Annotated in this window: 21 protein-coding genes and 1 riboswitch; of the genes, 10 read left to right on the forward strand and 11 right to left on the reverse strand. The window is 71.1% G+C overall.

Features of this window, described 5'->3' with window-relative positions:
- Nucleotides 1–40: 40 nt before the first annotated feature.
- A riboswitch (SAM riboswitch) is annotated at nt 41–159 on the reverse strand.
- A 109-nt stretch (nt 160–268) separates the two neighbouring features.
- Nucleotides 269–1,345, reverse strand: a complete 1,077-nt coding sequence (gene trpD, locus ACIGG8_RS13120) for an anthranilate phosphoribosyltransferase (protein WP_350522542.1) — start codon at nt 1,343–1,345, stop codon at nt 269–271.
- Nucleotides 1,346–1,464: 119 nt separating this feature from the next.
- Nucleotides 1,465–1,890 (reverse strand): hypothetical protein, encoded by a 426-nt coding sequence (locus tag ACIGG8_RS13125; RefSeq protein WP_396547671.1) that lies wholly within the window; start codon nt 1,888–1,890, stop codon nt 1,465–1,467.
- A gap of 396 nt (nt 1,891–2,286) precedes the next feature.
- Between ACIGG8_RS13125 and ACIGG8_RS13130 the strand changes: the two genes are divergently transcribed.
- From ACIGG8_RS13130 to ACIGG8_RS13150, 5 genes are all read left to right on the forward strand, one after another.
- Nucleotides 2,287–2,907, forward strand: a complete 621-nt coding sequence (locus tag ACIGG8_RS13130) for a heme-copper oxidase subunit III (protein ID WP_350522544.1) — start codon at nt 2,287–2,289, stop codon at nt 2,905–2,907.
- Between the two features lie 187 nt (nt 2,908–3,094).
- Nucleotides 3,095–3,904 (forward strand): c-type cytochrome, encoded by an 810-nt coding sequence (locus tag ACIGG8_RS13135; protein WP_396547673.1) that lies wholly within the window; start codon nt 3,095–3,097, stop codon nt 3,902–3,904.
- Nucleotides 3,905–3,912: 8 nt separating this feature from the next.
- Nucleotides 3,913–4,965 carry a Rieske 2Fe-2S domain-containing protein gene (locus tag ACIGG8_RS13140; RefSeq protein WP_396547675.1) on the forward strand — a complete coding sequence of 351 codons (1,053 nt, stop codon included), beginning with the start codon at nt 3,913–3,915 and terminating at the stop codon, nt 4,963–4,965.
- Entirely contained in the window at nt 4,962–6,620 is a 1,659-nt protein-coding gene (locus ACIGG8_RS13145) for a cytochrome bc complex cytochrome b subunit (protein WP_396547677.1), read from the forward strand. Before ACIGG8_RS13140 ends, ACIGG8_RS13145 begins: the two co-directional genes overlap by 4 nt.
- Before the next feature lie 110 nt (nt 6,621–6,730).
- Nucleotides 6,731–7,102 carry a GntR family transcriptional regulator gene (locus ACIGG8_RS13150; protein WP_350522548.1) on the forward strand — a complete coding sequence of 124 codons (372 nt, stop codon included), beginning with the start codon at nt 6,731–6,733 and terminating at the stop codon, nt 7,100–7,102.
- A 50-nt stretch (nt 7,103–7,152) separates the two neighbouring features.
- Here ACIGG8_RS13150 and ACIGG8_RS13155 read toward each other — a convergent pair whose 3' ends face one another.
- The 4 genes from ACIGG8_RS13155 to coxB form a co-directional block, all read right to left on the reverse strand.
- Entirely contained in the window at nt 7,153–8,409 is a 1,257-nt protein-coding gene (locus ACIGG8_RS13155; protein ID WP_396547679.1) for an Ig-like domain-containing protein, read from the reverse strand.
- Between the two features lie 169 nt (nt 8,410–8,578).
- Nucleotides 8,579–8,998 (reverse strand): cytochrome c oxidase subunit 4, encoded by a 420-nt coding sequence (locus ACIGG8_RS13160; protein ID WP_350522550.1) that lies wholly within the window; start codon nt 8,996–8,998, stop codon nt 8,579–8,581.
- Entirely contained in the window at nt 8,998–10,773 is a 1,776-nt protein-coding gene (ctaD, locus tag ACIGG8_RS13165; protein WP_350522551.1) for a cytochrome c oxidase subunit I, read from the reverse strand. The genes ACIGG8_RS13160 and ctaD overlap by 1 nt, the downstream gene beginning before the upstream one ends.
- Entirely contained in the window at nt 10,770–11,624 is an 855-nt protein-coding gene (gene coxB / locus ACIGG8_RS13170) for a cytochrome c oxidase subunit II (protein ID WP_350522552.1), read from the reverse strand. Before coxB ends, ctaD begins: the two co-directional genes overlap by 4 nt.
- 369 nt (nt 11,625–11,993) lie before the next feature.
- Here coxB and ACIGG8_RS13175 point away from each other — a divergent pair, with 369 nt between their 5' ends.
- The gene (locus ACIGG8_RS13175) at nt 11,994–13,400 is read left to right on the forward strand and encodes a cysteine desulfurase/sulfurtransferase TusA family protein (protein WP_396547682.1); all 1,407 of its coding nucleotides are present in this window, start codon (nt 11,994–11,996) and stop codon (nt 13,398–13,400) included.
- On the opposite strand, the gene ACIGG8_RS13180 is transcribed toward ACIGG8_RS13175, so the two are convergent.
- Nucleotides 13,393–14,370, reverse strand: a complete 978-nt coding sequence (locus tag ACIGG8_RS13180) for a carbohydrate kinase family protein (RefSeq protein WP_396547684.1) — start codon at nt 14,368–14,370, stop codon at nt 13,393–13,395. The two genes, ACIGG8_RS13175 and ACIGG8_RS13180, sit on opposite strands and share 8 nt — an antisense overlap.
- Before the next feature lie 280 nt (nt 14,371–14,650).
- Here ACIGG8_RS13180 and ACIGG8_RS13185 point away from each other — a divergent pair, with 280 nt between their 5' ends.
- The gene (locus ACIGG8_RS13185) at nt 14,651–14,857 is read left to right on the forward strand and encodes a hypothetical protein (RefSeq protein ID WP_396547686.1); all 207 of its coding nucleotides are present in this window, start codon (nt 14,651–14,653) and stop codon (nt 14,855–14,857) included.
- 103 nt (nt 14,858–14,960) lie between these two features.
- Complete coding sequence (locus ACIGG8_RS13190) at nt 14,961–15,644, forward strand: hypothetical protein (protein ID WP_350522556.1); 684 nt, start codon at nt 14,961–14,963, stop codon at nt 15,642–15,644.
- A gap of 128 nt (nt 15,645–15,772) precedes the next feature.
- On the opposite strand, the gene erpA is transcribed toward ACIGG8_RS13190, so the two are convergent.
- Nucleotides 15,773–16,126: an iron-sulfur cluster insertion protein ErpA gene (gene erpA, locus ACIGG8_RS13195; RefSeq protein ID WP_316520866.1), complete on the reverse strand. Its 354-nt coding sequence runs from the start codon at nt 16,124–16,126 to the stop codon at nt 15,773–15,775.
- Between the two features lie 243 nt (nt 16,127–16,369).
- Between erpA and ACIGG8_RS13200 the strand changes: the two genes are divergently transcribed.
- The gene (locus ACIGG8_RS13200) at nt 16,370–17,218 is read left to right on the forward strand and encodes a GNAT family N-acetyltransferase (RefSeq protein WP_396547688.1); all 849 of its coding nucleotides are present in this window, start codon (nt 16,370–16,372) and stop codon (nt 17,216–17,218) included.
- A gap of 70 nt (nt 17,219–17,288) precedes the next feature.
- Here the strand turns inward: ACIGG8_RS13200 and ACIGG8_RS13205 are convergent, their stop codons facing one another.
- The 3 genes from ACIGG8_RS13205 to ACIGG8_RS13215 form a co-directional block, all read right to left on the reverse strand.
- On the reverse strand, nt 17,289–18,671 hold the full coding sequence (locus ACIGG8_RS13205; protein ID WP_396547690.1) for a pyridoxal phosphate-dependent decarboxylase family protein: 1,383 nt from the start codon (nt 18,669–18,671) through the stop codon (nt 17,289–17,291).
- 198 nt (nt 18,672–18,869) lie between these two features.
- On the reverse strand, nt 18,870–19,334 hold the full coding sequence (locus tag ACIGG8_RS13210) for an Lrp/AsnC family transcriptional regulator (protein ID WP_045692189.1): 465 nt from the start codon (nt 19,332–19,334) through the stop codon (nt 18,870–18,872).
- Between the two features lie 140 nt (nt 19,335–19,474).
- A complete protein-coding gene (locus ACIGG8_RS13215) occupies nt 19,475–20,398 on the reverse strand; it encodes an NADP-dependent oxidoreductase (RefSeq protein WP_396547691.1) in 924 nt (307 codons plus the stop codon).
- Between the two features lie 220 nt (nt 20,399–20,618).
- Here ACIGG8_RS13215 and nadA point away from each other — a divergent pair, with 220 nt between their 5' ends.
- Entirely contained in the window at nt 20,619–21,803 is a 1,185-nt protein-coding gene (gene nadA, locus ACIGG8_RS13220; RefSeq protein WP_350522561.1) for a quinolinate synthase NadA, read from the forward strand.
- The last annotated feature ends 62 nt before the right edge of the window (nt 21,804–21,865 follow it).

The following is a 21,865-nucleotide window of genomic DNA, read 5'->3' on the forward strand; positions in this document are numbered from 1 at the left end:
CCTTCAGGGGCCTGGGACCCCGGGAGTGCCACTCGTCGGGTGTCCGCGCTTGTCGCACGGACGGTTTGCCGTGGCGACCCGGTCCTCACCCAGGGCACCCCGCCACGGACGGAGGGTTGCCGGACAGCAAGCTGGGGCTTGACGCTGTCACTCATGACCTGGCGCCGACTCTAGGGTCGCGTCCGGCGGGCGGTCAAACGGGCATCCACCATCCGGACAGCCGGGGAGCCCGCGCCGGAGTTTCCGGCACGGGCTCCCAACCACCGCTTCAGCTACGGCTGGTGGCCTCCGACCAGCGCCGCAGCAGCTCCTGTGCGACGCCGGAGTCGATGGCCTCCGCCGCCCGCGCCATGCCCGCCGCGAGCTGCTCGGCCAGCGGCGCGTCGCCCAGGTCGAGCGCGACCAGCGCCGCCGCCGTGTTCAGCAGGACGGCGTCCCGCACCGGCCCGCGCTCGCCCGCCAGCAGACGGCGCGCGACCTCCGCGTTGTACGCCGGGTCCCCGCCGCGCAGCGACTCGATGCCGACCAGCTCGATGCCGACCTCCCGCGGGTCGAAGGAGGTCTCGGTGACCACCCCGTCGCGCACCACCCACACCCGTGAGGTGGTGGTGATGGTCAGTTCGTCCAGCCCGTCGTCGCCGCGGAAGACCAGCGCCGTCGAGCCGCGCCGGGCGAGCACCCCGGCGATCAGCCCGGACAGCCGGGTGTCGAAGCAGCCGATGGCGTGGGAGGTGACCTTGGCCGGGTTGGTCAGCGGGCCGAGGATGTTGAAGGCGGTCGGCACCCCGAGGTCGCGCCGCGCGGTGGCGGCGTGCCGCATCGAGGGGTGGAACTTCGCGGCGAAGCAGAAGGTGAGGCCGACCTCCTCGGCCACCTCGGCGACCCGCCGGGCGGAGAGGTCCAGCGCCACCCCGAGCTTCTCCAGCACGTCCGAGGACCCGGTGGAGGAGGAGGCGGCCCGGTTGCCGTGCTTGACCACCTTGGCACCGGCCGCCGCCGCGACGATCGCCGACATCGTGGAGATGTTGACGGTCTTCGCCCGGTCGCCGCCGGTGCCGACGATGTCCACCGCCGGGCCGGCGATGTCCAGCGGCTCGGCGTGCGCGTACATCGCGTCCACCAGACCGGTGACCTCGTCGACCGTCTCGCCCTTGGACCGCAGCGCGATCATGAAGCCGGCCACCTGGGCGGGGGAGGCCTCGCCGCTCATGATCCGGTCCATCGCCCACGCGGTGGACGAGCGGTCGAGGTCCTCCCCCTTCAACAGGGCCGTCAGGAGATCCGGCCAGGAGCGGACCACCTGCGCGGGGTCGCTACCGCCGTTCGCAGGGTTCACGTTCACCATGGCTGACTCCAGCTGTCGTCTGTCCCCCCGCTCCGGGGGGCGTCCGTACGGATGGAGCCAGCCTATCGAGCGGCGGGGCCCCCAGGGCCCCGTCTTCTCCAGTACTGAGACGCCGCCGCTCAGCGGGCGGCCGGCGCCCGCCTGGCCAGCCGGGCCCGCAGCAGGGTGGCGACCGCCTCGGCCAGCGCCACCGGGTCCACCGGGTGGGAGATCGCGGCGTCGGCCCGGCTCCAGGCGGCGAGCCAGGAGTCCTGCGGCCGGCCGATCAGCACCAGCACCGGCGGGCAGCCGTAGATCTCGTCCTTCAGCTGGCGCCCGAGCCCCAGCCCGCCGGCCGGGACCGCCTCGCCGTCCAGCACGCAGAGGTCCACGCCGCCCTTCTCCAGCGCCTTGAGCACCGCCGGGGTGGTCGCGCACTCCAGGTAGGACAGCTCCGGAAGATCCTCGGCGGGCCGACGGCCGAGTGCCGTCAGCACCTGCTCGCGGGTGTTGCGGTCGTCGCTGTAGACGAGGACGGTGAGCGTCTCATCGGTCGTGTACGCCATGGACCCTGCTCCCTCAAGTGTGATCCGGACCACGTTCGCCTGATCCGGATGCTACTCCCGATCACCCTCCGCCGAGTGCCCCTCGCGCACGTTCCTCCTCAAGCCGCCGCGCCCCTGTCTCACCCTCCTGGAGGACTGCCCGTCACCCGGACCCGCCCGGTCCACCCGTACGGCCGACCCCCGGCCCGCTCCCCTACCTCCGGCCGCTGCTCCGACCGTGCATCGACGCGCCGGGCAACGGGGTCGTAGAGTGCCCCGAGGAACCGTCAGAAAAGGGACACGCCGCTGCTCAGTCCCCGTACACCCACCCCGTCGGCCCCCAAGCGGGCATACCGCACGCACCGGACACTCCGAGGGACACCCCCCGGCGTGAAGACGGAATAAGGGACCGACATAATGTCCGTCGTGGCGACAGCAACAGCAGTAGAAACCGGGCACGCGCACGGATCGGTCAACCGGCCGAACATGGTCAGCGTCGGAACGATCGTCTGGCTCAGTTCCGAGTTGATGTTCTTCGCGGCCCTCTTCGCGATGTACTTCACGCTCCGCTCCGTCAAGGGAGCCGAGTTCTGGACCGAGAAGGCCCACGCCCTCAACGTGGCGTTCTCCTCGGTCAACACCACGGTCCTGGTGCTCTCCTCGCTCACCTGCCAGCTCGGCGTGTTCGCCGCCGAGCGCGGTGACGTGAAGAAGCTCCGCATGTGGTTCATCATCACGTTCGTCATGGGCGCGGTCTTCATCGGCGGCCAGGTCTACGAGTACACCGAGCTGGTCAAGAAGGATGGTCTGTCGCTGTCCTCCGACCCGTACGGCACGGTGTTCTACCTGACCACCGGCTTCCACGGCCTGCACGTGACGGGTGGTCTGATCGCCTTCCTGCTGGTCCTGGGACGGACGTACGCAGCCAAGCGCTTCACGCACGAGCAGGCCACCGCCGCGATCGTCGTGTCGTACTACTGGCACTTCGTCGACGTCGTGTGGATCGGCCTGTTCGCGACCATCTACCTGATCAAGTAACCAGCTGATCAGGTCGCTGGCCACCGGCTGCGGCCCCCGCCCTCACCGGCGACGGGCCGCTTCTGCCGGTGCCGACGCTCCCACCGACCGACCGCGCGCGCAGCCCTAGACAGGCAGCCTCGTGCCGGCCAGACCGGCCGCCGGGTGCACCCACCAGTCGACCAGATCCTGACACCGGGGTTATTCCGTGAAAAAGCTCTCCGCACGACGGCGCCACCCATTGGCGGCGCTGGTCGTCCTACTTCTCGCCCTGGCGGCAACCGGGGGGCTGTACGCCGCGTTCGCGCCCGCCGACAAGGCGCAGGCCGACGTCGCCGCGCAGTCGCTCGCGATCGATGAGGGCAAGAAGCTCTTCGCCGTCGGTTGCTCCTCCTGCCACGGCCTGAACGGCCAGGGCAGCAGTGACGGTCCGAGCCTGGTCGGCGTCGGTTCCGCCGCCGTCGACTTCCAGGTCGGCACCGGCCGCATGCCGGCCCAGCAGCCCGGCGCCCAGGTGCCGCGCAAGAAGGCCATCTACACCCAGGCCGAGATCGACCAGCTCGCCGCCTTCGTCGCCTCCCTCGGTCCCGGCCCGGTGACCCCGACGGAGGAGCAGTACACCTCGACCAACCCGGAGGACATCTCCAAGGGTGGCGAGCTGTTCCGCACCAACTGCGCCCAGTGCCACAACTTCGCCGGCCAGGGTGGTGCCCTGACCAAGGGCAAGTACGCCCCGTCGCTGGAGGGCGTGGACTCCAAGCACATCTACGAGGCCATGCAGACCGGCCCGCAGAACATGCCGTCGTTCCCGGACACCACCATGCCCGAGGAGCAGAAGAAGCAGATCGTGGCCTTCGTCCGCCACACCACCAGCGACGAGCCCAACCCCGGCGGTCTCACGCTCGGCAGCCTCGGTCCGGTGACCGAGGGCCTGTTCGGCTGGATCTTCGGTCTTGGCACGCTCATCGCGGTCGCGATCTGGGTCGCCGCCCACACCACCAAGGCCAAGAAGTCATGAGCCACGACATGTCAGAAGAGAAGCTCCCGGAGTCCCACGGCTCCGCCGGCGAGGTGGCCGAGCACGGCAACCCGTTCGCCGACCCGGGCCTGCCGGCCCACGAGCCCCGTCGCACCGACATCGACGAGAAGGCCGCCCGGCGCGCCGAGCGCCAGGTCTCGCTGATGTTCGTGATCTCGATGCTCGCCACCGTCGGCTTCATCGCCTCGTACGTGGCCATCGACCCGGACAAGATCGTCTACATCTTCCCGCTGGGTCACGTCAGCGCGCTGAACTTCGCGCTGGGTCTGACCCTGGGCGTCGCGCTCTTCATGATCGGCGCGGGCGCGGTCCACTGGGCCCGCACCCTGATGTCGGACGTCGAGCTGCCGGCCGAGCGTCACCCGATCGAGGCCGACGACGAGGTCCGCGCGGACGTCATCGAGCAGTTCAAGACCGGCGCCGCCGAGTCCGGCTTCGGCCGCCGCAAGATGATCCGCAACACCCTCATCGGTTCGATGGCGCTGGTCCCGCTCTCCGGCGTGGTCCTGCTCCGCGACCTCGGCCCGCTCCCGGAGAAGAAGCTCCAGGAGACCGGCTGGAAGGAGGCGACTCCGGCCAAGCCGCTGCAGCTGGTCAACATGAACACCATGCTGCCGCTGAAGCCGCAGGACGTCGCCATCGGCTCGCTGACCTTCGCCATGCCCGAGGGCCTGAGCACCCACGACGAGGACTTCCAGCAGCGGATCGCCAAGGACGCCCTGATGCTGGTGCGCATCGCACCGGAGGACATCAAGGACGACAACTCCAAGGAGCTGGGCTTCGAGGGCATCCTGGCCTACTCGAAGATCTGCACCCACGTCGGCTGCCCGATCAGCCTGTACGAGCAGCAGACCCACCACGCGCTCTGCCCCTGCCACCAGTCGACCTTCGACCTGGCGGACGGCGCGCGCGTCATCTTCGGCCCGGCCGGCCACCCGCTGCCGCAGCTGAAGATCACCACTGACGACAAGGGCAACCTGGTCGCCACCGGCGACTTCGCGGAGCCCGTCGGCCCGAGCTTCTGGGAGCGTGCTCGATGAGTAGCGCGAGCAGCACCACGACCGGTGCCGCCAAGCCGTCCAGCACGCGTGCCAAGCCCGCCAACAAGTGGGAGGCCGCGGCTGACTGGACGGACGGCCGGCTGGGGATCTACTCCCTCGCCAAGGCCAACCTGCGGAAGATCTTCCCGGACCACTGGTCCTTCATGCTGGGCGAGATCTGCCTCTACTCGTTCGTCATCATCATCCTGACCGGTGTCTACCTGACGCTGTTCTTCAAGCCCTCCATGGGCGAGGTGATCTACAACGGGTCGTACGTCCCGCTCAAGGGCATCGGCATGTCCGAGGCCTACGCGTCGACGCTCGACATCAGCTTCGAGGTCCGCGGTGGCCTGCTGATCCGTCAGATCCACCACTGGGCCGCGCTGGTCTTCGTGGCCGCGATGCTCGTGCACATGATGCGCGTGTTCTTCACCGGCGCGTTCCGCAAGCCCCGCGAGATCAACTGGGTCTTCGGCTTCCTGCTGCTGGTCCTGGGCATGTTCGACGGCTTCTTCGGCTACTCGCTGCCGGACGACCTGCTGTCGGGTACCGGTATCCGCTTCATGGAAGGCGCGATCCTCGCCGTCCCGCTGGTCGGCACCTACCTGCAGATGTTCCTGTACGGCGGCGAGTTCCCCGGGCACGACATCATCCCGCGGTTCTTCACCATCCACGTGCTGCTGATCCCGGGCATCATGCTCGGCCTGCTGGTGGCGCACCTGATCCTGGTCTTCTACCACAAGCACACCCAGTGGGCGGGCCCGGGCAAGACCGAGAAGAACGTCGTCGGCATGCCGCTGATGCCGGTCTACATGGCCAAGGCCGGTGGCTTCTTCTTCCTGGTGTTCGGTCTGCTCGCCGCCATCTCGGCGATCGCCTCGATCAACCCGATCTGGGCCTACGGCCCGTACCGCCCGGACCAGGTGTCCACGGACGCCCAGCCCGACTGGTACATGGGCTTCTCCGAGGGTCTGATCCGCGTCATGCCGGGCTGGGAGATCAGCCTGTGGGGCCACACCCTGAACCTGGGTGTCTTCGTCCCGCTGATGATCTTCCCGCTGGTCCTGGTCGCGATCGCGGTCTACCCGTTCATCGAGGGCTGGATCACCGGCGACAAGCGCGAGCACCACATCCTGGACCGCCCGCGCAACGCCCCGGTCCGCACCGCCCTGGGTGCCGCCTGGATCAGCCTGTACCTGGTGCTGCTGATCGGTGGTGGCAACGACCTGTTCGCCACCCACCTGCACCTGTCGATCAACTCGATCACCTACTTCGTCCGCGTCGGCTTCTTCGTCGTCCCGGTCATCACCTTCATCGTCACCAAGCGCTGGTGCCTCGGCCTCCAGCGCCGTGACAAGGAGAAGGTGCTGCACGGCCGCGAGACGGGCGTCATCAAGCGCCTGCCGCACGGCGAGTTCGTCGAGGTTCACGCGCAGCTGCCGCAGAAGGACCTGTTCAAGCTCACCGCGCACGAGCAGAACCAGCCGGTCGAGCTGCCGGCCCAGGCGGACGAGAACGGCGTGGCCCGCAAGGCCGGCGTCCTCACCCGCACCCGGGCCAAGCTGTCCCGCGGCTACTACGGCGAGGGCGGCCAGATCCCCAAGCCGACCGCCGAGGAGCACCACGAGATCACCAGCGGCCACGGCCACCACTGATCCCGTACCCGCGTCACCCGAGGGCCGCCGACCAGAGTTCGTCTGGTCGGCGGCCCTCGGCCTTTCCGCATCCGCCGGCCCGTCCCCGACCGCGTCTCCAGGAGCCTCCCGTGCAGCTCTCCGTCGACACCGCCTCCGCCACGCCGCCGTACGAGCAGATCCGCGCCCAGATCGCGGAGCGGGCCCGCACCGGGGAGCTGCCCACCGGGCTGAAGCTGCCCACCGTACGGGCCCTGGCCGAGGAGCTGGGGCTGGCCGCCGGCACCGTCGCCCGGGCGTACCGGGAGCTGGAGACGGACGGCGTGGTGGAGACCCACGGCCGGCGCGGCACCCTGATCGCCGCCACCGGGGACAGCGCGCACCGGCTGGCCGCCGCGGCCGCCGCCGAGTACGCCGAGCGCGCGAGCCGCCTCGGGCTCTCCCACGCGGACGCCGTGGCCGCGGTGGTCACCGCGCTGGGGCTGGCCTACCCGGAGGCCTGACGGCCCGTGCGGGGCCCGGACGGCCCCGCACGGGTCCGGCACTCCCCCGGTCAGACCTCGGGGCGGATCATCCCCGCGGCGGGGGCCTGACCGGCCGGAACCGTGGTGCTGAGGGGCTGTCCGACGGCGCTGTGCTTGACCCAGTCCGTCCAGGCGACGTTCCAGTCCCCGAAGCCGTTGCCGAACGGCTCCATCGCGGCGCCCTGGCTGTTCACCACCGTCACCAGGTCCCCCACCCGGGTGTTCTCGTAGAACCACTTGGCGTTGTCGGTGCTCATGCCGGTACAGCCGTGGCTGACGTTCGCGACGCCCTGCGAGCCGACCGACCAGGGCGCCGCGTGCACGTACTCGCCGCTCCAGGTCACCCGGGTGGCCCACTTCACGTCGAGGTCGTACGACTCCGAGCTGCCGGCGGCTATGCCGATGGTCTCGCCGCTCATCCGGACGGACTGTTCCTGGCCGAGCACCACCTTGATGCCGTTGCGGGTGTCGAAGCCGGGCTTGCCGGTGGTGACCGGGATGGTCCGCACGACCTCGCCGTCACGCTTCAGGGTGAGCTCGTGGGCGGCCGCGTCGACCACCGACTCGACCCGCGCCCCGATCCGCAGCTTCAGCGCGCTGCGGTCGCCGCCGTAGAGGCCGTCCGAGATCCGGCTGCCGGTGGCGTCGAAGGCCAGCGCGACGGTCGTGCCGGCCGGCCAGTAGTCCTCCGGCCGGAAGTGCAGGTTCTTGTCGTCCACCCAGTACCAGGCGCCCGTGACGGCGGGCTGGGAGGTCACGGTCAGGCTCTGCTCGACCTCCTGGCGGGCCTGCGGGTCCTTCACCGCCTCGGAGAGCTGCACGGTGAGCGGCTGGCCGACCCCGTAGACGCCGCTGCCGGAGGAGTCCGGGCCGAGCTTGGCGGTGAGCAGGCGCTGGGCCGCGACGGTGCTGAAGCCGGCGGTGGTGTCGCCGCGGCCGCCCTTGCCGTCGTCGGCGGAGATGCGGACGGAGTACGTGGTGGCGGCCTTCAGCCGGCCGGTGGTCTGCCAGCTGCGCTGGTCGTCGGCGAGCTTGCCGGCGACCACCCGGCCGTCCGGGCCGACCACGGTGACGTCGGTGAGCCGGCTGCCCTGCACGGCCGTCACGGTGATCGGCTGGGAGGGATCGACCTGGCCGTCCGCCGAGAGGTGGACCAGCGGGGCCGCGTCGATCCGGTGCGGCCCGGCGGACTCGTCGTCACCGGACGAGCAGGCGGCCAGCGGCGCCAGTACTGCGAGGGCGAGCGAGATGCTGCCTATGCCTGCGATTCCGTGCCTGTCGGCCATGACCGCCTCCGGGGGTTCGCACGATTGATCAGATCGTAGGAACGCCTGCTGGCAGAGCGACATCCGAGGGACCCCTCGTTCACCCGGCTGAGTGAGGCCGTCACCCCGGAGACGCACCAGAGCCGGTCCTCCCGTGCGGGAGGACCGGCCCTGGTGTCGGATGCGGAACCTACTGGTTCTGGTTCTCGCCCCGGTAGAACTCGAAGACCCATCCGAAGATGCCGATCAGGATGATCGGAGCGGCCCAGAACATCAGCCACCAGCCGAAGATCACGCCCAGGAAGGCGAGCGCGCCACCGAGCGCCAGCGAGAGCGGCTGCCAGCTGTGCGGGGCGAAGAAGCCCAGCTCGCCGGCGTCGTCCGCGACCTCGGCCTCGGGGTTGTCACCCGCGCCGCTGTCCACCCGGCGGGCGGTGAAGGCGAGGTAGTACCCGATGAAGGCGCAGAGCGCGAAGGCCAGGAACAGCGCGGTGGTACCGGCGGCCTCCAGACCCGGGCCCTCGGCGTTGTTGGTCCACAGGCCGTACGTGATGGCCATCGCCAGCACGAAGACCGACAGGCCCAGGAAGATCTTTCCCTGTTCCTTCATCAGGCGTCACCCTCCTGCTTGCCCTTGCCCAGCTTCGGGGCGTCGTACTTCGCCGGGGTCACACCGGCGAGGTGCTTGGCCGGCTCACCGTGGTTCTCCAGGTAGTCCAGCGCGGCGATCTCCGGGTGGTGGAGGTCGAAGGCCGGGGATTCGGAGCGGATCCGCGGCAGGGTGAGGAAGTTGTGCCGCGGCGGCGGGCAGGAGGTCGCCCACTCCAGCGAGCGGCCGAAGCCCCACGGGTCGTCCACGGTGACCTTCTCGCCGTACTTGGCGGTCTTCCAGACGTTGTAGAGGAACGGCAGGATCGACAGGCCGAGCACGAAGGAGCCGATGGTCGAGACGGTGTTCAACGTGGTGAAGCCGTCCGCGGCCAGGTAGTCGGCGTAGCGGCGGGGCATGCCCTCCGCGCCGAGCCAGTGCTGCACCAGGAAGGTGGCGTGGAAGCCGAAGAACAGCGTCCAGAAGGTCATCTTGCCGAGGCGCTCGTCCAGCATCTTGCCGGTCATCTTCGGCCACCAGAAGTGGAAGCCGGCGAACATCGCGAACACGACGGTGCCGAAGACCACGTAGTGGAAGTGGGCGACGACGAAGTACGAGTCCGAGACGTGGAAGTCGATCGGCGGGGAGGCCAGCAGGACACCGGTCAGACCACCGAAGAGGAAGGTGACCAGGAAGCCGACCGTCCAGAGCATCGGGGTCTCGAAGCTCAGCGAGCCCTTCCACATGGTGCCGACCCAGTTGAAGAACTTCACACCGGTCGGGACCGCGATCAGGAAGGTCATGAACGAGAAGAACGGCAGCAGTACCTGCCCGGTGACGTACATGTGGTGCGCCCACACCGTCACGGACAGACCGGCGATCGCGATGGTGGCCGCGATCAGACCGGAGTAACCGAACATCGGCTTACGGCTGAAGACCGGGATGATCTCCGACACGATGCCGAAGAACGGCAGCGCGATGATGTACACCTCGGGGTGACCGAAGAACCAGAACAGGTGCTGCCAGAGCAGCGCCCCGCCGTTGGCCGGGTCGAAGACGTGGGCGCCGAACTTGCGGTCGGCCTCCAGGGCGAACAGCGCGGCGGCCAGGACCGGGAAGGCCAGCAGGACCAGCACCGAGGTCAGCAGGACGTTCCAGACGAAGATCGACATCCGGAACATCGTCATGCCCGGGGCGCGCATGCAGATGATCGTGGTGATGAAGTTGACCGCACCGAGGATCGTGCCGAAGCCGGAGAAGGCCAGACCCATGATCCACATGTCGCCGCCGACGCCGGGCGAGTGCACCGCGTCCGACAGCGGGGAGTAGGCGAACCAACCGAAGTCGGCGGCGCCGTTCGGGGTCACGAAGCCCGCCACCGCGATGGTCGAACCGAAGAGGTACAGCCAGTACGCGAACATGTTCAGACGCGGGAAGGCCACGTCCGGGGCGCCGATCTGCAGCGGCATGATCCAGTTCGCGAAGCCCGCGAACAGCGGCGTCGCGAACATCAGCAGCATGATCGTGCCGTGCATCGTGAACGCCTGGTTGAACTGCTCGTTCGACAGGATCTGGGTCCCGGGACGAGCCAGCTCGGCGCGCATGACCAGGGCGAGGATGCCACCGATCAGGAAGAAGGCGAACGACGTGCCCAGGTACAGCGTGCCGATCGTCTTGTGGTCAGTGGTGGTCAGCCACTTGATGATGGTCGAACCCGGCTTCCGGGTCCGCTGCGCCCCGACCGTGACGGCATCGGCGCCCCCGCCTGCTGCGGCGGGCTCGTTGAGGATGGTCACTTCTCTTCACTTCCCATGCCGATGAGGCCGGAGGGCACCGCACCGTTCTGGCCCTTGGCGCGAAGCTCGGCCAGGTGCTTGTCGTAGTCGGCGCGGTCGACGACCTTGACGTTGAACAGCATGCGCGAGTGGTCGGTGCCGCAGAGCTCGGCGCACTTGCCCATGTACTCACCCTTGACGTTCGGGGTGACCTCGAACTTGTTCACCACGCCCGGCACGACGTCCATCTTCATCAGGAAGTTGACGGGCCAGAAGTCGTGGATGACATCACGCGAGGTGAGCCGGAACTGCACCGACTCGTTGACCGGCAGCCAGAGCGTCGGAACGCTCCCGGGGGTACCGACCTCGAACGCGGCGTCCTTGTTGGCCGGGTCGGGGTTCTCGGTGTTCTCGTAGTTGAACGCCCAGCTCCACTGGAAGCCCACCACGTTGACGTAGTGCTGCGGCTTCTCGGAGGTGGAGGTCAACTTGGCCTCGTCGCGGGCGACGAAGTAGAAGAGCACCGAGACGATGATGATGGGGACCGCGGTGTAGAGCGCCTCGATGGGCACGTTGTACCGGGTCTGCGGAGGTACCTCCACACCGGTGCGCTTGCGCCGGTGGAAGATCACGCTCCAGATGATCAGACCCCACATCAGTCCGCCGACCACCAGCGCCGCGATCCAGGACCCCTGCCACATGCGGAGGACCAGCGGCCCTTCCTCGGTGACGGGGCTCGGGAGGCCAAGCCTGGGGAGGTCGTTGGCCGAGCAGCCGGTGGCGGTCGCGATGACGAGGCCCAGTGCCAGCGCCTGAGGCAGCTTCCGCCGCATCGTGCGCCGCGGCGAGCGGTCGGAGCCGTTGGGACTCACGTAGCGCCTTCCCGAAGTCTCGCCCGCCTTCGCGTCGCCCCGGGGAGGAGTGTGAGCCTCCCCGGCGACCCGTCCACGGGCACGGTTTGAATGCTTATGCGGGCCAAACCCTACTCCAGCCTTATGCGCTCCTGACGGGCAGCCCCCGGTAACGCGCCGCCCGGTCGCCCGATCAGGCCCGGCAAGGGCTGCGCCGCAGGTCATCGTAGGCATTCGAGGTCCGTACGCCCGATCGGGGGATGACCTCGGACAACGTCCGTGACGACCCGTCGGACACGGATGAAGCGGACATTCGGCGTGATCGACTGACGGCGGGTGAGCCGTGCGATCGGGCCGGAACGCGCGTCGGGTGTGTCGTTAAATGTGACCGTGTACTTCGACGCGGCCTCGACGGCCCCCCTGCACCCCGTCGCGCGGCAGGCACTGACCGCCGCCCTGGACGAGGGCTGGGCCGATCCGGCCCGGCTGTACCGCTCCGGCCGACAGGCCCGGATGCTGCTGGACGCCGCCCGCGAGACCGTCGCCGAGGTCCTGGGCGCGCGGGCCGACGAGATCGCCTTCACCGCGAGCGGGACGCAGGCCGTCCAGCTCGGCCTGCTCGGCGCCCTGGCCGGCAACCGCCGGCGCGGCGGCCACCTGGTGCACTCCGCGGTGGAGCACTCCAGCGTGCTGCACGTCGCCGAGCGCCACACGGCGGCCGGGGGCGAGGCCTCGGTCGTACCGGTGGACCGGGGCGGCCGGGTCGACCCGGCGGCCTTCGGCGCGCTGCTGCGCCCGGACACCGCGCTGGCCGCGCTGCAGAGCGCCAACCACGAGGTGGGAACGGTCCAGCCGGTCGGCGGGGTCGCGGAACTGTGCGCCGCGGCCGGCGTCCCGCTGCTGGTGGACGCCGCGCAGAGCGCCGGGCGGGTGGACGTCCCCGCGGGCTGGTCGCTGCTGACCGCGAGCGCGCACAAGTGGGGCGGCCCGCCCGGGGTCGGGGTGCTGGCGGTGCGCAAGGGCGTGCGCTACTCCTCGCCGCTGCCGGCCGACGAGCGCGAGGGCGGCCGGGTGCCCGGTTACGTCAACGTCCCGGCGATCGTGGCCGCGGCCGCCTCGCTGCGCGCCGTCCGGGCCGGAGCCGAGCAGGAGAACGCCCGGCTGCACGCACTGGTGGAGCGGATCCGGGCCCGGGTGCCGCAGCTGGTGCCCGAGGTCGAGGTGGTCGGCGACCCGGTGCGACGGCTGCCGCACATCGTCACCTTCTCCTGCCTGTACGTGGACGGCGAGGTCCTGCTCACCGAGCTCGACCGGGCGGGCTTCGCGGTCTCCTCCGGCTCCTCCTGCACCTCCTCCACACTGACGCCCAGCCACGTGCTGGCGGCGATGGGGGTGCTCACCGAGGGGAACGTCCGGGTCTCGCTGCCGTACGGGACGGCCGAGGCGGACGTGGAGCGCTTCCTCGCGGTGCTGCCGGAGCTGGTGGCCGGTGTCCGGGCACCGCTCGGGCTGGACCTCCCGGCGCCGGCGGCGGCCGCCGCGCAGGAGGGTTCCGCCCTGCTCGTCATCGACGCCCTCGGCAAGCGGTGCCCGCTGCCGGTGATCGAGCTGGCGAAGCGGATCGGCGAGGTGCCGCAGGGCGGCACGGTCGCCGTGCTGGCCGACGACGAGGCGGCCCGGCTGGACATCCCGGCCTGGTGCGGGATGCGCGGGCACGAGTACGCGGGCGAGGCCCCGGCCGCCGACTACGGCGGCGACCGGGGCTCGGCCTACCTCGTCGTGCGGCGGACTACTTGACCAGGTTCGCGCGGACCTCGGCGGCCGCCTCGGCGCCGTAGCTCTCCTCGAAGCGCTTCAGGAAGCCGGCCGGGCGCAGCTCGTACTCCTGGGTGCCGACGGTCTCGATGACCAGGGTGGCGAGCATGCAGCCGAGCTGGGCGGAGCGCTCCAGGTCGAGGTCCCAGGACAGGCCGGTGAGGAAGCCGGCCCGGAAGGCGTCGCCGACACCGGTCGGGTCGACCTTGGCCTCCTCCTGGGCGCAGCCGACCACGATCGGGGCCTCACCCTTGCGCTCGATCCGGACACCCTTGCTGCCGAGGGTGGTGATCCGGGTGCCGACGCGGGTGAGCAGCTCCTCGGCGTCCCAGCCGGTCTTGGTCTCGATCAGCGCGGCCTCGTACTCGTTGGTGAAGAGGTACGCGGCGCCGTCCACGATCTCGCGGATGTCGTCGCCCTCCAGGCGGGCCAGCTGCTGGGAGGGGTCGGCGGCGAAGGCGTAGCCGCGGGTGCGGCACTCTTGGGTGTGGCGGACCATGCCCTGCGGGTCGTCGGCTCCGATCAGGACGAGGTCCAGGCCGCCGACGCGGTCGGCGATCGGCTTCAGCTCGATGTTGCGGGCCTCGGCCATGGCGCCGGTGTAGAACGAGGCGATCTGGTTGTGGTCCTCGTCCGTGGTGCACATGAAGCGGGCCGTGTGCCGGGTCTCGGAGATGTGGACGGACTCGCAGTCCACGTTGTTGCGCTCCAGCCAGCTGCGGTACTCGGCGAAGTCCGCGCCGGCGGCGCCGACCAGGATCGGGCGCAGTCCGAGCACACCCATGCCGAAGGCGATGTTCGGGGCGACCCCGCCGCGGCGGATGTCCAGGGTGTCGACCAGGAAGGACAGCGACACCGTGTGCAGCTGCTCGGCGACGAGCTGGTCGGCGAACCGGCCGGGGAACGTCATCAGGTGGTCGGTGGCGATCGAGCCGGCGACGGCGATACGCACGGAAGGTCTCCTCAGGGTGGCTTCAGGGCCAGCGGACAGGCGCGGACGAACCCACCCACGGTACCGGGCTCCGGGCCGCGAACCGGCAAGAGTCCCGCAAGTTGCCGCCCCGCACGGCCATGGTGGCACCCCTTGCCGTCGAACGTGTACTACCTCCGGGTAGCACTGGTGGGCGGTGCGAGGCCCGGCCTAGGGTCGGCCTCAGGAGGCCCGCCGTGCGGGTGGGCCCCGACGTCGACCGTGGCAGCGCGGCCACGGCACTCGATCGGAGCGATGCCCGATGATGACCGACCACTCCCCGTTGCCCGGCCTGCGGGCCGAGGACGGCGAGACCCTCGACGCCCTGCTGGACTCCTCCCGACGGCTGCGCCGGTTCTGGCCGCTGCTGACGCCCGGCCCGGAGACCAGCGCCCCTACACCCGTCGGCTTCCGGGTCCCGTCCGGGGCGCAGCGGGTGGTCGCCGGGATGGCCGAGTACGGCTTCTGAGCCGTTCCCGGAGCGACGCGGAACCGGATCCGCCCGGGGCACGTCACATCCGCGCGGAGCGGCCGAGGAGGCGGCACCGCTGAGCTCTCGGGAGGATGTGCAGATGGATCTGGAGACGATGCCGCGGCGGGGTCGGCGGACGGCGGCCCTGGCGGCCCTCGCGCTGGCGGCGGTGGTGACGGTGGCCGGGTGCAACGGGGACGGCAAGCCCGCCTCGGACTCGGCGAGTGCCACGGCCGGCGGCTCGGCCTCGGCGAGCGCCTCCCCGCAGGCCCCGACGCCCTCCGGCGGCGCGTCCGCCACCGCGACGGGGAGCCCCGCGGACACCGGCAAGCCGCAGACGCCGCCGACCGACTTCTCCCCCACCCTGGCCTCGCCCGCCCCGGGGCAGCCGACGCCGGGCACTCCCCCGGTGAACGGGATCGCGCCGGGCGAACCGAACCCGAACGGCTCGGGCTCGCCCGCGCATCCGCCGGTGGCCTACCGGGTGGACGGCACCACCAAGCTGACCGTCTACTTCTTCGGCGGGGTCTGCACGAAGTACGCGCTGAAGGCGGACGAGTCGCAGCCGGGCCGGGTGGACGTCCTGGTCGTGACGGGACCGCCCACCGTGGGCCCGGGGCAGGTCTGCAACGCGCTGGCCAAGCGGCAGTCGGTGTCGGCCGATCTGCGCTCGCCGCTGGCCGGGCGGACGGTGGTCGACAAGACCAGCGGCCAGGAGGTGCCGCTGGACGCCGACCCGCACGCCGGGCCGGACCCGGTGACCCCGGACGTGGCCGGCCAGTAGCAGCCGGTGGGAGTCGGCCGCCGGGGCCCGCAGGCCCCGGCCGCGCTCGGCACACGCGAGCAGCGCGGGAACGCGGGCAACGAAAAGGCGGCCCCGGGAGCACCCGGGGCCGCCTCCTCGCAGCAGGCTTAGCTGAACGAGTCGCCGCAGGCGCAGGAGCCCGTGGCGTTCGGGTTGTCGATCGTGAAGCCCTGCTTCTCGATGGTGTCGACGAAGTCGACGGTGGCGCCACCCAGGTACGGGGCGCTCATCCGGTCGGTGACGACCTTGACGCCGTTGAAGTCCTTGATCACGTCGCCGTCGAGCGAGCGCTCGTCGAAGAACAGCTGGTAACGCAGGCCGGAGCAGCCACCGGGCTGGACGGCGACGCGCAGCGCGAGGTCCTCGCGGCCTTCCTGCTCCAGCAGGGCCTTGACCTTGGCCGCGGCGGCATCGGTGAGGAGGATGCCACTCTCGACGGTGGTCTCGTCCTGGACGGTCATCTGCTTTCTCCCGGTCTTGACGACGGTCTACCGCCAGTGCCAACCAACGGCCGTCCGGTTTCATTTCCCGGGCGGCGACGAATTTGCCGGCCTGATGTGCGGCTGATTTCCGTGGGCCGGGTGTGCCACCCGCGTCCCCTACGCTCCCCATGCTCGCACAACCCGGGAGGACCGGGCACCGCCCGAGCCCCGGATCCGGGTGAACCGGCCCCGCTGCGGACCGTCGGACGCCAGGATGGTGCCATGATCCTTCGCCCGGTCAAGGACACCGCCGCGGACGCGGAGGCCGTCCGGGAACTGGCCGCCGCAGCGTTCGACGACCCCGCCGTGGCCGGTGCCTCACCGCTGGGGACGGCCGCGGCGAGGCACCTGGCGCGCACCGATCCCGGCGGCTGCTGGCTGGCGTCGATCGGCGGGGAGCCGGTCGGGGCGGTGCTGTCGATGCGCCGGGAGGGCCTGTGGACGCCCTCCCTGTACGCCGTCCGGCCGTCCGCGCAGGGCAAGGGCGTCGGGCGGCTGCTGCTGGAGCGGGCGGCGACGCACGCGCGGGGCTGCCTGCGCGGAATGGTCTGCGCCCCGGACTCCCCCGCGGCGGCGCGGCGCTACCGGCTGGCCGGGTTCACCCTGCACCCGACGATGCGGCTGTCCGGGCGGGTGGACCGGAACGGGCTGATCGACCCCGGGGACATCCCGGTGCACCCCGGCAACGCCACCCACCTGCACCTGCTGGACTCAGTGGACCGACGGCTGCGCGGGTCCGCGCACGGGCCCGACCACGAGCTGATGCTGAGCCACTTCGAGGAGCTGCTGATCGCCGACGCGCTGGCCGGCAGCGGCTACTGCTACCGGGACGGCGGCGCGGTGCGGCTGCTGGCCGCCACCAGCAAGCGGATCGCCGCCCGGCTGCTGCGCGAGGCGCTGGCCCGGGTGCCGGACAGCATCGAGGCGCGGGTGGAGCACCTGACCGCGGAGCAGGAGTGGGCGCTGGACGTCGGGCTGGAGGTCGGGCTGACCCCGCGGGCCGGCGGGTTCGTCGGGGTGCGCGGGATGCGACCGCCGATGCCGTACCTGCCGAGCGGCGCGTTCCTGTAGCGGCCGCCCCCGGCGCGACGGCGTGCGGCCCCACCGGGAGCCGGTGGGGCCGTAACGACGGGAGCCTCGATCAGGCCATGGTGTCCAGGATCTCCCGGACCATCTCCATGGTCGTGCCCGGGTGCAGGAAGGCGAAGCGGGCGACCGTCTCGCCGTCCCAGCCGGTGGGGGTGACGAAGCCGATCTGGTCCGCGAGCAGCTGCTGCGACCAGCGGTAGTAGTCGTCGTTGGTCCAGCCCTTGCGCTTGAAGCAGACCGCCGAGAGCTGCGGGTCGAACAGCAGCTCCAGGTGGTCGCTCTCGCGGATCAGCTGCGCCGTCTCCCGGGCGAGCGTGAGGCCGGCCTCGATGGCGTCGGTGTAGGCCTGGACGCCGTGCACGGCCAGCGAGAACCAGAGCGGCAGGCCGCGGGCTCGCCGGGTCAGGTGGTAGGCGTAGTCGGTGGGGTTCCACTCGTCGCCCTCGGTGTGCAGGACGTCCAGGTACGAGGCGTCCTGGGTGTGCACGGCGCGGGCGAGCTGCGGGTTGCGGTAGATCAGCGCGGCGCAGTCGAAGGGGGCGAACAGCCACTTGTGCGGGTCGACCACGAAGGAGTCGGCGTGCTCGATGCCGTTGTAGCGCTCGCGCACCGACGGGGCGAAGAGGCCCGCGCCGCCGTAGGCGCCGTCCACGTGGAACCACATCTCGCGCTCGCGGGCGACCTCGGCCAGGCCGGCCAGGTCGTCGACGATGCCCTCGTTGGTGGTGCCGCCGGTGCCGACGACCGCGATCACGGTCTCCGGGTTCGGGTCGGCGGCCAGCGCGGCGCGCAGCGCCTCGCCGGTGAACCGCCGGTTCACGGTCGGGACCTTGAAGGCCTCGACGCCGATGATGTTGAAGGTGTTCTTGACCGAGGAGTGCACCTGGTCGGCGACGGCTATCCGCAGCCGCGCCTCCGGGCCACTGGGACGACCTTCCTCGGCCAGGCGGCGGCGGGCGGTGTCGCGGGCGACCACGAGGGCGGAGAGGTTGCCCGCCGAGCCGCCGGAGACGAAGGTGCCACCGGCCGTCCCGGGCATGCCCGCGCGGTCGGCGATGAGGCGCAGCACCTGGTTCTCGGCGGCGATCGCGCCGGCCGCCTCCAGCCAGGAGATGCCCTGCAGCGAGGCGCAGGAGACCACCATGTCGAACAGCAGCGCGGCCTTGGTGGGGGCGCACGGGATGAAGGACAGGTAGCGCGGGCTGTCGGCGGAGATGACCGCGCGGGACAGCTCGTGGTCGTAGAGCTTGAGCACGTCGGCCGGGTTGTTGCCGTCCTGGTTGAGCAGGCCGGCCAGCTGGGCGCGCAGGTGCTCGCCGTCACCGGGGTGGTCGAGCGGGACGGGGTCGTACTGCAGCCGCTCCCGCATGTAGTCGAAAACCAGGTCGACCAGTTCGTTGTCGGGCCGGTGCATGCGGTCGGGGGCTGCGGACACGGCGGGTCCCTCTCGGCTGTGGGGTGTCGGGGGGTGAGGATCCGGCCCGGTCGGCGGGGGGGCGTCACCGCGACGACCGGACGTGATCAGCGTAGGCAGCCGGAGTGCTCCGCCGCGCGTCGGAACGCGGCTGGTCAGGCAGGTTTCGAGCGTCTTCGGGCCGGTCCGCGCAGGATTCCTGCGTACCGCCCCGGGGCGTCAGCCGATCAGCTGGGAGAGGACCACCGACGAGCGGCTGCGCTGGACTCCGGGCTCGCGCCGGATCCGTTCGATGACGGCCTCCAGGTGGCGCATGTCGGCCGCCCGCAGGTGCACCAGGGCGTCCGGGTCGCCGGTGACCGTCCAGGCGGCGACGACCTCGGGGAACTGGCGGAGGCTGGCGAGGATCTCCTCGGGGGCGGTGCGTTCGCGGCAGTAGACCTCGACGAAGGCCTCGGTCTGCCACCCGAGGACGGCGGGGTCGAGCACCACGGTGAAGCCCCGCACCACGCCGCGCGCCCGCAGCCGGTCGATCCGGCGGCGCACGGCGGTGGCGGAGAGGTTCACCTGCAGGCCGATCTCGGCGTACGAGGCGCGACCGTCGCTGCCGAGCCGGGCGAGCAGGAGCCGGTCGGTCTCGTCCAGGTCGGCCCCGACCACCTCGTGCGCTCGGCTGCTGGTCATCGGTGCGGGGCTCCACGGATCGTGCGAGGGTTCGGCGGCCCGTCGCGGCGGCGGCTGGCATTGCCGAAACGGTTCGCCACCCATTCTGGCGGATGACCCCAACGAGTTCACCGCCGAGGAATGACGGGTACCGCGGACCGTCAGTCCACCAGGAGGACGATCTTCCCCCGGGTGCGGCCCTCCGCACTGAGCGCCTGGGCGGAGGCGGCCTGGGCCAGCGGGAAGGTGGAGGCGACGGTCACGGTGAGCCGGCCGTCGTCGGCGAGCGCGGCCAGCTCGGCGAGGCCGTCGGCGTCCGGGCGGACCCAGACGTACCGGCCGCCGAGGGCCTTGACCCCGAAGTCGGCGATCGAGGCGATCCGGCCCGGGTCGGCGACCAGGCCCGCGGAGACCTGGACGGCGCCGCGGCCGACCAGGTCGAGGGCCGCGTCCACGCCGCCGGGGGCCAGTGCGCGCACCCGGTCGGCCAGCCCCTCGCCGTAGCCGACCGGCTCGGCGCCGAGGCCGCGCAGGTAGTCGTGGTTGCGCTCGGCCGCGGTGCCGATCACCCGGGCGCCGGCGGCCCGGGCCAGCTGCACCGCCAGGTGGCCGACCCCGCCCGCCGCGGCGTGCACCAGGACGGTCTCCCCCTCCGCGAGCCGCAGCGCCTTGAGGCTCTGCAGCGCGGTGAGCCCGGCCAGCGGCAGCCCGCCGGCCTGCGCCCAGTCCAGCACGGCCGGTTTGCGGGCCAGGGTGCGGACCGGGGCGGAGACCAGCTCGGCGTAGGTGCCGTGCTCGACGGTGTCCTTGCGGACGTAGCCGTACACCTCGTCGCCGGGGGCGAACTCGGTGACGCCGCCGCCGACCGCGCGCACCACGCCGGCCGCGTCCCAGCCCATGACCAGCGGGAAGTGCGCGTCGAGCAGGCCGTCCAGGGCGCCGTCCCGGACCTTCCAGTCCACCGGGTTCACTCCGGCCGCCCGGACCTCCACCAGGACCGAGTCCGGGCCGACCTTGGGGTCGGGCAGGTCGGTGTACTCGACCACCTCGGGGCCGCCGTAGCGGTTGATCGCGATAGCTTTCATGGCCCAGCCATACCCAGGAGCTTCGAAGTATCGATTCGGACACGCCCGGACTCCCCCAAACCGGGCATCCGGCTGCTCCGGGGGTCCGATCCGGCGAGCGGTTCTCGTCACATCGACAGGATGGCCATCGTCACTCCGACACCAACCGGTTATCATAGATAGCGTCAGTTAGACGAAAAGGCTTCACCGCTTGATCGGCCGCACAGAAGGGCACCCGCCCGTGACCACCACCATCACCGAGACCTCCGGCGTCGACCCCACTCCGACGCCGCTCGCTCTGCTGCTGCTCGGCCGCGAGGCCGACCCGAACAGCGAGCGCGGCGTCGAGTGCCCCGGTGACCTCCCCCCGGCCTCGGACCCGAACCTCGTCGAGCGCGCCCGGGCGGCCAAGGCCGCGCTCGGCGACCGCGTCTTCATCCTCGGCCACCACTACCAGCGCGACGAGGTGATCGAGTTCGCCGACGTCACCGGCGACTCCTTCAAGCTCGCCCGCGACGCGGCGGCCCGCCCCGAAGCCGAGTACATCGTCTTCTGCGGCGTGCACTTCATGGCCGAGTCCGCGGACATCCTCACCACCGAGGCCCAGCAGGTCGTCCTGCCGGACCTCGCGGCCGGCTGTTCGATGGCCGACATGGCCACCGCCGAGCAGGTCGCCGAGTGCTGGGACGTACTGACCGACGCCGGCATAGCCGACGTGACCGTCCCGGTCTCGTACATGAACTCCTCCGCCGACATCAAGGCCTTCACCGGCAAGCACGGCGGCACCATCTGCACCTCCTCCAACGCCAAGCGCGCGCTGGAGTGGGCGTTCGAGCAGGGCCAGAAGGTGCTCTTCCTGCCCGACCAGCACCTCGGCCGCAACACCGCGGTGCGCGAGATGGGCTTCTCGCTGGACGACTGCGTCCTGTACAACCCGCACAAGCCGAACGGCGGGCTGACCGCCGAGCAGCTGCGGGACGCGAAGATGATCCTCTGGCGCGGCCACTGCTCGGTGCACGGCCGGTTCAGCCTGGACTCGGTGAACGACGTCCGCGAGCGGATCCCCGGCGTCACCGTCCTGGTGCACCCGGAGTGCAAGCACGAGGTCGTCGCGGCCGCCGACATGGTGGGCTCGACCGAGTACATCATCAAGGCGCTGGACGCCGCCGAGCCGGGCTCCAAGTGGGCCATCGGCACCGAGCTGAACCTGGTCCGCCGCCTGGCCAAGGCGCACCCGGACAAGGAGATCGTCTTCCTGGACCGCACGGTCTGCTTCTGCTCGACCATGAACCGGATCGACCTGCCGCACCTGGTCTGGGCGCTGGAGTCGCTGGTCGAGGGCCGGGTGCCGAACGTGATCACCGTCGACCCGGAGACCGAGAAGCACGCCAAGGCGGCGCTGGACCGGATGCTGGCCCTGCCGTAGCCGGGCCGCCGCCCGCCCGCCCCGTGCGGGCGGGCGGACGGACGGACGGCAGAAGGGCGGGC

Source organism: Kitasatospora sp. NPDC085464 (assembly GCF_044541955.1).
Lineage (GTDB): Bacteria > Actinomycetota > Actinomycetes > Streptomycetales > Streptomycetaceae > Kitasatospora.

Bases quoted from the DNA above. Each gene is read 5' to 3' on its own strand.
- trpD (WP_350522542.1), bottom strand. From the start codon at position 1,345: ATGGTGAACGTGAACCCTGCGAACGGCGGTAGCGACCCCGCGCAGGTG.
- ACIGG8_RS13190 (WP_350522556.1), top strand. From the start codon at position 14,961: ATGGATCTGGAGACGATGCCGCGGCGGGGTCGGCGGACGGCGGCCCTG.
- ACIGG8_RS13155 (WP_396547679.1), bottom strand. From the start codon at position 8,409: ATGGCCGACAGGCACGGAATCGCAGGCATAGGCAGCATCTCGCTCGCC.
- ACIGG8_RS13200 (WP_396547688.1), top strand. From the start codon at position 16,370: ATGATCCTTCGCCCGGTCAAGGACACCGCCGCGGACGCGGAGGCCGTC.
- ACIGG8_RS13215 (WP_396547691.1), bottom strand. From the start codon at position 20,398: ATGAAAGCTATCGCGATCAACCGCTACGGCGGCCCCGAGGTGGTCGAG.
- ACIGG8_RS13160 (WP_350522550.1), bottom strand. From the start codon at position 8,998: ATGAAGGAACAGGGAAAGATCTTCCTGGGCCTGTCGGTCTTCGTGCTG.
- erpA (WP_316520866.1), bottom strand. From the start codon at position 16,126: ATGACCGTCCAGGACGAGACCACCGTCGAGAGTGGCATCCTCCTCACC.
- ACIGG8_RS13185 (WP_396547686.1), top strand. From the start codon at position 14,651: ATGATGACCGACCACTCCCCGTTGCCCGGCCTGCGGGCCGAGGACGGC.
- ACIGG8_RS13125 (WP_396547671.1), bottom strand. From the start codon at position 1,890: ATGGCGTACACGACCGATGAGACGCTCACCGTCCTCGTCTACAGCGAC.
- ACIGG8_RS13140 (WP_396547675.1), top strand. From the start codon at position 3,913: ATGTCAGAAGAGAAGCTCCCGGAGTCCCACGGCTCCGCCGGCGAGGTG.
- ACIGG8_RS13145 (WP_396547677.1), top strand. From the start codon at position 4,962: ATGAGTAGCGCGAGCAGCACCACGACCGGTGCCGCCAAGCCGTCCAGC.
- ACIGG8_RS13210 (WP_045692189.1), bottom strand. From the start codon at position 19,334: ATGACCAGCAGCCGAGCGCACGAGGTGGTCGGGGCCGACCTGGACGAG.
- ACIGG8_RS13130 (WP_350522544.1), top strand. From the start codon at position 2,287: ATGTCCGTCGTGGCGACAGCAACAGCAGTAGAAACCGGGCACGCGCAC.